Source organism: Polaromonas sp. P1_E11 (genome assembly GCF_056405995.1).
Genome location: NZ_JBFUBA010000002.1, coordinates 18,483 through 30,207 on the forward strand (window position 1 = coordinate 18,483; position 11,725 = coordinate 30,207).

Here is an 11,725-nt window from a genome sequence, read left to right on the forward strand (position 1 = left end):
CCGACAGAAGGCGGGGTGTCAGAGTGTTTTGCGTAGGTAAAGGAGGCGCCCGCAACGCGGGCGGGGGACACGGAGCAAAACGCTCAGGCACCACGCATTCCAGCCGATGCCATAGCCGGCGAAGCAGTCCGGCGTAGGAGATGCTCATGCGGTGTCTTTCAAAGTCAGCGGCAGCCCTGCAGCCATTAAAGTCACGCGCTGACAGGCGGTGGCCACATCCTGGTTTAGTTTGCCCAGCGCGTCCACAAAGGCGCGTACCTCGCGCCCCATCGGAATAACCCCCAGGCCAATCTCATTGCCCACCAGCACCACAGGGCCAGGGGCTTGGGAAATTGCTATCAAAAGAGAAGCTGCTGGCGCACTGTCCATGAGGGCTAGAGGCTTATCTTTCTCAAAATCCACGGGCATCAACCGGTTGGTCAGCCACAGCGTCAGACAGTCCACCACTACCAAGGTGTCGGGCTGGCTGTGTTTTTGAATCGCCTCCGCCAGCGTCAACGGCTCTTCCACCGTGGTCATGCCGGGCACGCGCTCGGCGCGATCCGCCCGGTGGCGGGCGATGCGCTGGCGCATCTCCTCGTCCCAAGGCTGTGCGGTGGCAATCAGCACGGCGCGGTGGCCCAGTCTCTGGCCCAGCCACTGGTGCGCCAGCAGTTCGGCACGGCGTGACTTGCCACTTTTCTGGCCGCCCAGAATCAGTTCGCTTTTGGCAATCGTCATAGCGCTCATGATCGGAACGCTCCGGCTTGATCAGCGTCCATCCACTGCAGGATGATCTGGTGCATCCTGGCCACGCCGTCGGTCAGCGCAGCGGGGCCGGGCTGCAGGATGTCGGGCGACTTGATTTCAAACAGCTGGTTGTGACGCACCGCATTCACCGCACCCCAACCCTCGCGTGCCACCACGTTCTCTGGCCGGAATTTCTTGCCGCACCAGGAGCCCAGAATGATGTCCGGGTTCCGGCGCACTATCTCGGCGCCGTCGGCAATGATGCGGTTCTTGCCCAGCGACTCGGCAGCGAGTTCAGGAAAGCAATCGTCTCCGCCCGCGATGCCGATGAGCTCCGATACCCAGCGGATCGCGCTGATGTACGGGCTGTCCCATTCTTCAAAATACACCTTGGGTCGGCGCGCACCGTTGGCTACCCTGGCGGCAACCACCGCCTGCATGGCACGCAAATCGGCCTGCATCTGCACAATACGCTGCGCACCCTGCTCCGCCTCGCCCACCATGGCGGCCAGCTGGAACAGCATGGAGAAAATCTCGGCCACGCTGCGCTGGTTGAAGATCGTGACCTGCACGCCGCGCTTGACCAGGTCGGACGCAATATCCGCCTGCAGGTCCGAAAAGCCCAGCACGCAGTCGGGCTGCAGCTCCATGATCTTCTCGATCTTCGCGCTCAGGAAGGCGCTGACGCGCGGCTTCTCGTCGCGCGCGCGTTTGGGCCGCACGGTGTAGCCCGAGATGCCCACAATGCGCTGCTCCTGGCCCAGCAGGTAGAGCCATTCGGTGGTTTCCTCGGTCAGGCAGACGATGCGCTGCGGGCCGGGCTGGTAATGCAGCAAGTCCGTCATGCAGTCACCTCCACAGGTGCCGTGAACAGCTCTGCCACCGCCTCGGGGCAAGACGGGAACCAGGCGTGAAAGTAACTGGCGCGCACCGCACCCTGCTGCCACACAGCCTCACCCGCGTCGTTTGAAGGTTCGGTACCTGGGCGCGATGTTCGGGCCGTCGCCTGCAGGGGTGTGGCCGTGGTTGAGTAATGGAAGGTGTGGCCGCGCAAGGTGCCGCTGGCCAGCGGCAGTTGCTGCGGGCCCAGGCCGGCCAGCAGCTTTTGCATGGTCACCTCACCGGGCAGTACACCCCACTGCCCATGGCGCTCGCCATCCAGCGTGACCAGTGTGTCAAACAGCGCCATCATGCCGCCACACTCAGCCCACACAGGTTTGCTTGCGGCAATGTGCGCGGCCAGGCTTTCCCGCATGGGGGTGTTAGCGGCGATCGCCTCCGCGTGCAGCTCAGGGTAGCCGCCGGGAATCCACAGCGCGTCGCACGCAGGCAGCGCCGCGTCAGTCAGGGGCGAGAAAAACACCACTTCGGCACCCAGTGCGTGCAGGGTGTCGAGGTTGGCGGCGTAGATAAAGCAGAAGGCGGCATCGCGCGCAATGGCAATCGTCTTGCCTTGAAGTGCCGGCACTACGGACGCAGGGGCTTCTGGAACCGTAAAGTCCACCGCCCATCGCTGCAAGTCGTCCAGGGTCATCTGGCCCAGCGGGGTGGTGGCCAGCGTATCGGCCGCGGCGTCCAGCCGTTCCATGGCATCCGCCACTTCGGTCGCCACGGTCAGGCCCAGGTGGCGCTTGGGCAGGCTCATGGCGGCATTGCGCAACACCGCACCCAGCCATTGGTCCGGCGCCACACTGGCCTGCAGCATGCCCGCATGGCGCGCATTGGCCACGCGATTGGCCAGCACGCCGGCCCATGGCATGTCGGGGCGATAGTGCTGCAGGCCAAAGGCCAGCGCGCCAAAGGTAGCCACCATGCCCGACGCATCCACCACCGCCAGCACTGGCAAGCCAAAGCGCTGCGCCAGGTCGGCAGCGCTGGGCTCACCGTCAAACAGGCCCATCACGCCTTCCACAATGACCAGGTCGGCCTCCAGCGCCGCCGCATGGAGACGCGCGCGGCAATCGTCCTCGCCCGTCATCCACAGATCCATCTGGTACACCGGCGTGCCGCTGGCCAGGGCGTGCCAGCACGGGTCCAGAAAATCCGGCCCGCACTTGAAAACCCGAACCCGCCGGCCCTGCCGCGCATGCAGGCGCGCCAGCGCGCAGGTCACCGTCGTCTTGCCCTGGCCGGAAGCCGGGGCGGCGATGAGGATGGCAGGGCAACGGACGGGGGTTTGCATGGCTGGTGTGGATGAGGCTTACTTACTGGGGCGCCCAGGTCAGGCCGACGTACACAGAACGCCGGCCATTGGCGTAAGTGCCGGCAGTCTGGTAGGCCTTGTCGGTCACATTGTCGAGCTTGGCGACCAGTTTCCAGTCGCGCGACAGCGCCGTCGTGGCGCTCAGGTTCACGAGCGAGTAGCCTGGCAGCACGACGTTGCTGGTGTCGCTGTCGAAGGTATGCGAGGCCATCACCAGGTCGGTCGCCAGTTGCCAGCCGCCCACCGGCATCTCGGCGCCCAGCGTGCCGTATTGGCGGGAGCGGCGCTGCAGGGTTCGGTTGGTGACCAGGTTCTTGGGATTCTGCAAATCCAGCGAGCCGTGGACGTGAACATTGCCCAGCGTCTCTGCAGCCGTGAACGTCAGCCCCGTGTACTGGGCCTGCGCCGTGTTGGCATAGCAGCCACGATTGCTCAGCACTGTTGGCGGGCCGCCGTTGAGGCAGGGGCCGTTACCCGTGACATAGCTCAGCAGATTGGTCAGGCGGTTGCGATAAGCGGTGACACCGTACTGGGCAGTCCCCTGGCTGTATTTGAGCGCCATTTCCACACTGCGGCCGGATTCGGGCTTCAAGGTCGAGGTGCCGTAAATGCTGAAGCGCTGGTATAGCGTGGGGACCCGAAAGGAGGTGCCGGCGGATGCGGACACTTTCCACTGTGGTGTGAGCGCAAAGGCATAGGCGGCGGAGCCGGTGGTCTTGCCGCCGAATTCGCTGTCCGTGTCATGGCGGGCGTTGAACTGCACCGTATGTGCGCCGCCGCTCCAGCCGTAGCCCAGGCTCACGCCATCCAGCGAACGGTTCCCGTTGAGGGTGCTCCTGCCAGCCGGCACGGCCGAAGAGCCGACCAGGCGGAACACATCGCGACGACTTTCCAGTGTGGCGCTCAGGAGATGCGCGCCAATGCGGTATTCGTTCTGGAACAGCAGCGTGCTGATGGTGCTCTTGTCGTAAGAAATCTGCGGGGTCGAGCCGTTCAGGCCTTCTTCACCTGAGTCTGTACCCTGCGTGATCGCCAGCTTGGTACTGTATTGGCCAGACCATTTGGCTTCCCACTGCAGGCCCAGGGTCTGCAGGTCGCTGATGCGGCGAAAGTCGCGTGTGAGGCCGCCGTCGTACTGCGCATCCATATGGCTCTGCAACACATTGGCTTCAATGTGGTGGTCAGGATTGATCTGCAAACCCAGCTTGGCATTGGCGCTCTGGCTTTTGTAGCCGTCGGCATCGGGGTTTTGCGCCGGGATGGTCCGGGCATTGAAGCCATCGCTTTGTCCCTGCGTCAAGCCCAGCGAATAGTTAAAGCCGCCCGCTGAACCGCTGGCGGCGAGCTCAACCCGGCTGGTGTTGTAGGAGCCGTAACCCACCGTCACGGAAGGCGAAAAAGGGCCTTGGCCGCGCTTGGTGAATATCTGGATCACGCCGGCTACGGCATCGGAGCCATAGACTGCGCTGCTGGGGCCGCGCACGATCTCAATGCGATCAATCAGCGAGAGTGGAATGTTGTTCCAGGAGGCAGCTCCAGCCGTCGTCTGCGACTCCACCCTCACGCCGTCTACAAAAACCGGGGTGTGGCGGGTTTCACCGCCGCGCACAAAAACGCTTGTATTGCTGCCGATACCGCCGTTACGGGTGATCTGTGTGCCCGGCACGCGAACCAAAATATCAGCCAGCCCCACCGGGCCGGCCCGCTCTATGGTTTCACGGTCAATGACCGTGACATCGGCAATGACATCGCCGATAGGTTGGGCGCTGCGCGTAGCGGTTACCACCATTTCCTTGAGTTGTGGCGCCGCGCCGGCCTGGGCCGCTGGGGCAGTCTGCGACAAGGCGGGAAATGCAGCGGCCACAGCCAGCGCAAGCACGGCAAGGCGTGTGTGGAAAACACAGGTTTTCATGGAATCAGACAATCAACAAATACCCTCACTGGCTTCCCCGCCAGTGCATGAGCGTTACAAACGCTCATGCCAGTTCACGGACGTGCGCGTTCACCTTGTTGGCCGGTATCCGGGCTGACGGAACTGCCTCCATCGCCTTCCCAAGCGTGTGTTCAAAACGCTCAGTGGCTAGTGATGAAAGCTGAATGGGCTTCTGACCTGACGTCAGGAGCCCATTCGTCCGTATTACCGTTGCGGGGGCAGCGCAGGTTAAAGGTCGCGGCGCCAGCGAATCAGGTTGACCTGATGCATGGCTTTGACCCCCTCCTGCTTCCCGTTGAACTGCAGCGTGCGAACCACACTGCGGGCACCAACAAGGTAGATTCTACGCGGGCCTTCCCCATGTCCGGCCGCAAACCCTACAATCGGAGCTGCCATGTCGAACCAAACCCAAATCGACCAGATCGTCGAACGCGTTGAGCGGCTCCTGCTGCGCTATGAGGAGCTGCAGCGCACCAACGAGCTCCTGGTGGAGCAGGTGGGCGTTCTGACGCATGAACGCGACTCCCTCAAATCGCGGCTGGGCGCGGCACGCGCCCGTGTGGATGCGCTGCTGGAGCGCCTGCCCGAAACCAACGGGCATGCCGTCAAAAACACTGTGGGAACCGAGTCATGAAACAACTCGAAGTGCAGATCATGGGCCAAAGCTATCTGCTGGGCTGCCCCGAAAATGGCGACGCCCGAATGCTGGACGCGGTCAACCGCGTTGACATGGCCATGTGCAGGATTCGCGATGCCGGGAAAATCAAGGCACGCGACCGCATTGCCGTTCTGGCGGCGCTGAATCTCGCCTTTGAGCTCCCCGAGCGCACGCCAAACGCCACACCCGCACCCGCCGCGACAACGGCAGAAACAACCACCAGTACTGGCGAAACAGCACATCCGCAACTCACAGCCTTGCTACAGCGGCTTGACACAGCCCTGGGCGTTGACGGCCGCCTGCTTTAAGCCCGTGCATCCCTGCGGTAAATCACTCCCCACCTCGCGCGCGGGGGCCGCAAAGGCCTACAATAAAGACGTCTGCGATGCGTATTGGGCTTTATATTTCCTTGAACCAATGCTCTTCGAGCACGGGCTTGGTAAATTGTCTGGCAGGTGTGATCGTCTCGCGTCAGACGAACCCGAAACCTGACTGCCCTCGCCCACCTGAACCCCGGTTCAGGATGACGGTCCAGTGGCACTCGCAGACACCTTTCTTTTCTCATCCCGGATCCGACCGGAATCCAGGCCGCGAACAAAAACAATAGCCGGCTGCGGGCCCAGCCCGCAGCGCCACAGCAGATCCGATGTCTCTCGAACCCCAACTTATTGCCGAACTTCTCTTGTTGGGTCTGTGCACCGGTTTTCTCGCAGGCCTGCTGGGCATCGGCGGCGGCATGCTGATGGTGCCGTTCATAACATTCATCCTCACGGCAAAGGGTTACCCGCAGGAATACACCGTGAAAATGGCGGTCGCCACCTCGCTGGCTACCATCTGCTTCACCTCGTTGTCGTCAGTGCGTGCGCATCACCGGCGCGGGGCCGTGCTGTGGCCCATCGTTCGGTTGCTGGCACCCGGCATCCTGCTGGGGTCGTTGATTGGTGCACAGCTGGCAGTGGCCTTGCCGGGAAAAATCCTCAGCATCCTGTTTGCCGTTTTTGTGGCGTTTTCAGCCACCCAGATGTTTCTGGGCCGTAAACCCAAACCCAGCCGCACCCTGCCCGGCCGCCTAGGCACCTTCGGCATGGGTGGTGTCATCGGCATGTTGTCTTCGCTGGTGGGTGCAGGCGGCGCCTTCGTCTCGGTGCCTTTTATGACATGGTGCAATGTAAAGATCCACGACGCCGTGGGAACCTCGGCAGCGCTCGGCTTTCCAATCGCGCTTGCCGGCACCCTGGGCTACATCTGGGCCGGCCAGAATCTCCCGCAAATGCCGCCCGGCTCCATCGGCTTTCTGTACCTGCCTGGACTGCTCATCATCTCGGTGGCCAGCATTTGTACAGCGCCGCTGGGCGCGCGCACGGCGCACCGCATGGACATCCAGCCGCTGAAGAAAGTCTTCGCGGTCGTGCTGTATATCCTGGCGGCCTATTTCCTGCTGCGCTAACCCTTGTCGTGCTAACGGCGGGCGACAGCATGCCGGGGCCGCGCCGTCTTGGGACGAAAACCAATTGTCTGCTCGATCAACGCCCCGCCATCGGTCATCAAAAAAGTCTTGAACGCCTGCGCTACCGGCGTCAAACGCTTGTTGCGACGGTGCACGACATACCAATTCAGCATCAACGGAAAACCCTGCACGTCGAGCACGGTCAGGCTGCCCACCTGAAGTTCGCGGCTGATGGTATGCGCCGACAAAAAACTCACCCCCATGCCCGCGATCACGGCCTGTTTGATGGTTTCCGTGCTCTTGATTTCCATCGCGATGTTGAGGTCGGCCAGGTGCGCGCCAAAACCCTCCTCCATCGAATTCCAGGTATCGGAACCCTTTTCACGCACAACAAAGGGTTCGCTGGCCAGGCGCGATAGCGGAATGCGCTTCTTGGCTGCCAGCGGATGGTTGGGCGCCGCCACAACAACATAAGGGTGCGGGGCGAAAGGTTCGCTCACCGTGTCCATGTCCAGCGGCGGGCGCACCATGACGGCCAGATCCGTCAGGTTGTCGGTAAGTTGGCTCAACAGTTCCTCGCGATTGCAGACGCCGAAGTCCAGCGTCACGCCCGAGTGGCGCCGTGCAAACTCGACGAGCAGACGCGGAAAGAAATAGTCGCCGGCGCTGATCACCGCAACGTTCAGCTTGCCGCCGGAGATGCCCTTGAACTGCGCCATGGCTTCCTCCACCTCCTTGAACTGCTGGATGATGATCCGGCTGGAGTGAAGCATCTCAATGCCTGCTGGCGTGAGATGAATTTTTTTGCCGAGCTGCTCAAACAATGGAAGGCCTGCGTGGTCTTCCAGTTTGTTGACCTGGATGGACACCGCCGGTTGTGTCAAGTGCAGCTCTTCAGCGGCTCGCGAAAAGCTCAAGTTGCGGGCCACAGCCTCGAACACCTTGAGCTGGCGCAACGTCGCATTCTTCATCTCGGCCCCTTTAGTCCATAACTCACAAGTAATTCATGGTATCAAATGGATTAGCAATGAATAATCATTCATTGCAGGCCGGTCGGTCTGGACAAGCTTTCGCCTGTGGCTATTTCTGGTCCGCCCACCAGGACTCGCCGAACTGGCCTTGCAACCAGCCGACGAAGCCGTTGACCTTGGCCGGCACCAATTGGGGCGAAGGATAAACAGCATGGATTTCCTGCGATGGCAGCACCCAGCCGTTCAGCAGGGGCACCAGAGTACCGCTGCGCACCGACTCATGCGCCACATACCGAGGCAAGGCAGCCACGCCCATACCGCCGCGCGCTGCCGCCAGCAGCGCCGAGAGATTGTTCGAGCGCAGCGGCCCACTGACCGAGACCGGACGCACGTGGCCTTCTGCTCCGTTGAAATGCCAGCGCGCATCGCCTTGCACCGTGCTGTAGATCAGCGCATCGTGCGTGACAAGACCCGCAGGATCGGCCGGCGCGCCGCGCCTCTTGATGTATTCGGGCGAGGCCACCACCACCCACGGGTTGATACCCAGGTAACGCGCCCCTAACGTCGAGTCAGCGAGCGGCCCCATCCGGATCGCCACGTCAATGCCTTGCTCAACCAGGTTGACATAACGATCTTCGAAATTCAACTCGATCTGCAATTTGGGGTGCATCTGCATGAAACGCATGACCAGCGGCACCAGCACACGCCGTCCGAAAGCGACCGAGGTGGTGATTCGCAGGCCGCCCTGAACCTGTGACTGCAATAGCGCCGCCACCGTCTCGGCCTCTTCGACATGGTGTGCGATCAGCTTGCACTTGGCGTAATACAGTGCGCCTATCTCGGTGGGCGTCACTCCGCGGGTCGAGCGATGGAGCAGCCGAGAACCCAGCTGCTTTTCCAGTTGCACCACCAGCTTGGTGGCCGACGGCTGGCCCATACCCATGTCGGCCGCGGCTTTGCTGAAAGAGCCAAGGTCAACCACGCGAATGAAAAGCCGGATGGCTTGAATGCGGTCCATGGCCGCAAGTAGACCACGGCGACATCGGCCAGGCAATTATTTATTCCAGATTGGAATAAGCGTAATGCACGGGATGGGGGTTCCCCGCAGTCACCAACGCCGCGACCATCCGTCCAACGATCAGCAACCCTCTAGGAGACTTCGATGGCAAAAATGAAGGCCGCCATGGCCGCCGTTCTGGTGATGGAAAAAGAAGGCATCACACAAGCTTTTGGTGTGCCCGGCGCAGCTATCAACCCGTTTTACTCCGCACTGCGCGAGCGCCAGTCGATCACGCATATCCTGGCGCGGCACGTCGAGGCCGCATCGCACATGGCCGAAGGCTACACGCGCGCCAAGGCCGGAAACATCGGTGTGTGCATAGGCACCAGCGGCCCGGCCGGCACCGACATGATTACCGGACTGTACTCGGCAATTGCCGACAGCATCCCCATTTTGTGCATCACCGGGCAGGCACCCCGCGCGCGGCTTTACAAGGAAGATTTCCAGGCCGTGGACATTGAATCCATCTCCAAGCCGGTCACCAAGTGGAGCGTGACTGTACGTGAGCCGGCCCTGGTGCCGCGTTCCTTCCAGCAGGCTTTTCACCTGATGCGCTCGGGGCGTCCCGGCCCGGTGTTGATTGATCTGCCTTTTGACGTGCAGATGGCTGAAATTGAATTCGACATTGACACCTACGAGCCGCTGCCCGTGTACAGGCCGGCCGCCAGCCGCAAGCAGATCGAAAAAGCACTCGACATGCTTGCTGCTTCCAGCAAGCCTTTGATCGTCGCCGGCGGCGGCATCATCAATGCCGATGCTTCCGACTTGCTTGTCGAGTTCGCCGAACTCACCGGTGTGCCAGTGATCCCCACCCTGATGGGCTGGGGCACCATTCCCGACGATCATCCCCTGATGGCCGGCATGTGTGGGCTGCAAACCAGCCACCGTTACGGCAACGCCACCATGCTGGCCAGCGACTTCGTCATCGGCATCGGCAACCGCTGGGCCAATCGCCATACCGGTTCGCCCGAGGTGTATTGCAAGGGCCGCACCTTTGTGCACGTAGACATCGAACCGACACAGATCGGCCGGGTGTTCAACCCCGACTTTGGCATTGTCAGCGACGCCAAAGCCGCGCTGGAACTGCTGGTGCAGGTCGCCCGCGAACGCAAGGCGGCGAAGAGCCTGCCCGACTATGGCAGCTGGGCCGCCCGCTGCGCCGAGCGAAAAAAGCTCATGCACCGCAAGTCCCACTTTACCGAGACGCCCATCAAGCCGATGCGTGTTTACGAGGAAATGAACAAGGTGTTTCCGCGCGACACCATTTACGTAACAACCATCGGCCTGAGCCAGATTGCCGGCGCGCAGTTTCTCAATGTGTACGGGCCTCGCCAGTGGATCAACTGCGGCCAGGCGGGGCCGCTGGGCTGGACCATACCCGCGGCCCTCGGTGTAGTGGCCGCCGACCCGACACGTACCGTTGTCGGGCTGTCCGGCGACTATGACTTCCAGTTCTTGATGGAAGAACTGGCCGTGGGCGCGCAGTTCAATCTGCCCTATGTACAGGTGCTGGTCAACAACAGCTATCTGGGCCTGATTCGACAGGCCCAGCGCGGTTTCGAGATGGACTACTGCGTGCAGCTGGCTTTCGAGAACCAGAACGTACCGGAAGGCGAAGGCGATCTGCGCAGTTACGGTGTGGACCACCAGGCCGTGGTGCAAGGCCTGGGCTGCAAGTCATTGCGCGTGACCGATCCTGAAAAGATCAATGACGCCATGGTCGAGGCGCAGGTGATGGCACGCAAATACCGGGTGCCGGTGGTTGTGGAAGTCATCCTCGAAAAGGTCACCAACATCGCCATGGGCACGGAGATCGACAAGGTCAACGAGTTTGAAGACATCGACTGCCGCCACCCCAAGGGCCGCGAAGGCCTGGAACTGGCCGGCTTGCTTGAGTAAGCCCCTAGCAACGGCCAACGCCCCACCAGCAAAGAAATCATGCCTAAATTTTCCGCCAATCTCAGCATGCTCTATATCGAGCATGCGTTCCTCGACCGCTTTGAACCGGCTGCCAAAGCTGGCTTCAAGGCCGTGGAGTTTCTTTTCCCCTATGCCTTCAGCGCCGCTGACATCAAGGCCAGGCTCAATGGCAATGGTTTGCAGCTGGTGCTGCACAACCTGCCCGCCGGCGATTGGGAGGCCGGCGAACGCGGTATTGCCTGTCACCCCGATCGCGTGGAAGAATTCCGTGCCGGGGTTGCCCAAGCCATCGCGTATGCCCATGTGCTCGGTGTGAGTCAACTCAACTGCCTGGCCGGCAAAACACCCGCAGGGGCCAGTGACGCCGTTCTGCGCAAAACTTTTGTCGATAACCTGCGCTATGCAGCCAGCGAACTGAAAAAAACCGGCCTCAAATTACTGATCGAACCGATCAATACCTTTGACATTCCGGGCTTCTACCTGAACCGTACGGCGCAGGCACTGGATATTCTGGACGAGGTCGGCGCCAACAACGCCTTCGTGCAGTACGACATCTACCACGCGCAGCGCATGGAAGGGGAAGTGGCGGCGACGATACAAAAACATCTGGCACGCATCGCCCACATCCAGCTGGCCGACAACCCCGGCCGCAACGAGCCGGGCACCGGCGAGATCAACTACGCATTTTTGTTCACGCACCTGGACCGCCTTGGCTATGGCGGCTGGATAGGCTGCGAATACAAACCTGCCAGCACGACGGATGCCGGGCTGGGCTGGCGCCAGCGCCTGACAAGCTGACCCGCA

At 61.7% G+C, this 11,725-nt stretch carries 11 protein-coding genes, 1 pseudogene and 1 riboswitch; of the genes and pseudogenes, 6 read left to right on the plus strand and 6 right to left on the minus strand.

The window, feature by feature from the left end:
- Window positions 1-111 precede the first annotated feature (111 nt).
- A pseudogene (locus AC1D11_RS07580) lies at window positions 112-159 on the plus strand (hypothetical protein); the annotation flags it as partial.
- On the opposite strand, the gene AC1D11_RS07585 reads toward AC1D11_RS07580, so the two are convergent.
- Genes AC1D11_RS07585 through AC1D11_RS07600 form a run of 4 tightly spaced genes read right to left on the minus strand, consistent with a single transcriptional unit; the run spans window position 145 to window position 4,844 of the window.
- Window positions 145-729: a bifunctional adenosylcobinamide kinase/adenosylcobinamide-phosphate guanylyltransferase gene (locus AC1D11_RS07585; RefSeq protein ID WP_477646590.1), complete on the minus strand. Its 585-nt coding sequence runs from the start codon at window positions 727-729 to the stop codon at window positions 145-147. The pseudogene AC1D11_RS07580 and the gene AC1D11_RS07585 overlap by 15 nt on opposite strands.
- The gene (locus tag AC1D11_RS07590) at window positions 726-1,574 is read right to left on the minus strand and encodes an ABC transporter substrate-binding protein (RefSeq protein ID WP_477646589.1); all 849 of its coding nucleotides are present in this window, start codon (window positions 1,572-1,574) and stop codon (window positions 726-728) included. Before AC1D11_RS07590 ends, AC1D11_RS07585 begins: the two co-directional genes overlap by 4 nt.
- Entirely contained in the window at window positions 1,571-2,911 is a 1,341-nt protein-coding gene (locus AC1D11_RS07595; RefSeq protein WP_477646588.1) for a cobyrinate a,c-diamide synthase, read from the minus strand. The genes AC1D11_RS07590 and AC1D11_RS07595 overlap by 4 nt, the downstream gene beginning before the upstream one ends.
- Before the next feature lie 22 nt (window positions 2,912-2,933).
- Window positions 2,934-4,844 carry a TonB-dependent receptor domain-containing protein gene (locus AC1D11_RS07600; protein ID WP_477646587.1) on the minus strand — a complete coding sequence of 637 codons (1,911 nt, stop codon included), beginning with the start codon at window positions 4,842-4,844 and terminating at the stop codon, window positions 2,934-2,936.
- Between the two features lie 83 nt (window positions 4,845-4,927).
- Window positions 4,928-5,213, minus strand: a riboswitch (cobalamin riboswitch).
- Between the two features lie 46 nt (window positions 5,214-5,259).
- On the opposite strand from AC1D11_RS07600, the gene AC1D11_RS07605 reads away from it, so the two are divergent.
- The 3 genes from AC1D11_RS07605 to AC1D11_RS07615 all read left to right on the plus strand — a co-directional run bounded on the left by AC1D11_RS07605 (window position 5,260) and on the right by AC1D11_RS07615 (window position 6,970).
- A complete protein-coding gene (locus tag AC1D11_RS07605; RefSeq protein ID WP_477646586.1) occupies window positions 5,260-5,499 on the plus strand; it encodes a DUF904 domain-containing protein in 240 nt (79 codons plus the stop codon).
- Entirely contained in the window at window positions 5,496-5,831 is a 336-nt protein-coding gene (locus tag AC1D11_RS07610; protein ID WP_477646585.1) for a cell division protein ZapA, read from the plus strand. Before AC1D11_RS07605 ends, AC1D11_RS07610 begins: the two co-directional genes overlap by 4 nt.
- A 338-nt stretch (window positions 5,832-6,169) precedes the next feature.
- Window positions 6,170-6,970, plus strand: a complete 801-nt coding sequence (locus AC1D11_RS07615) for a sulfite exporter TauE/SafE family protein (RefSeq protein WP_477646584.1) — start codon at window positions 6,170-6,172, stop codon at window positions 6,968-6,970.
- A gap of 11 nt (window positions 6,971-6,981) precedes the next feature.
- Here the strand turns inward: AC1D11_RS07615 and AC1D11_RS07620 are convergent, their stop codons facing one another.
- Both AC1D11_RS07620 and AC1D11_RS07625 read right to left on the minus strand, forming a co-directional pair.
- Entirely contained in the window at window positions 6,982-7,941 is a 960-nt protein-coding gene (locus AC1D11_RS07620; protein WP_477646583.1) for a LysR family transcriptional regulator, read from the minus strand.
- A gap of 109 nt (window positions 7,942-8,050) precedes the next feature.
- Window positions 8,051-8,959, minus strand: coding sequence for a LysR family transcriptional regulator (locus tag AC1D11_RS07625; protein ID WP_477646582.1), 909 nt, complete (start codon window positions 8,957-8,959; stop codon window positions 8,051-8,053).
- Between the two features lie 144 nt (window positions 8,960-9,103).
- Here AC1D11_RS07625 and gcl point away from each other — a divergent pair, with 144 nt between their 5' ends.
- Together gcl and hyi are read left to right on the plus strand one after the other, a co-directional pair.
- On the plus strand, window positions 9,104-10,900 hold the full coding sequence (gene gcl, locus AC1D11_RS07630) for a glyoxylate carboligase (protein ID WP_477646581.1): 1,797 nt from the start codon (window positions 9,104-9,106) through the stop codon (window positions 10,898-10,900).
- 39 nt (window positions 10,901-10,939) lie between these two features.
- Window positions 10,940-11,719, plus strand: coding sequence for a hydroxypyruvate isomerase (hyi, locus tag AC1D11_RS07635; RefSeq protein WP_477646580.1), 780 nt, complete (start codon window positions 10,940-10,942; stop codon window positions 11,717-11,719).
- Window positions 11,720-11,725 lie beyond the last annotated feature (6 nt).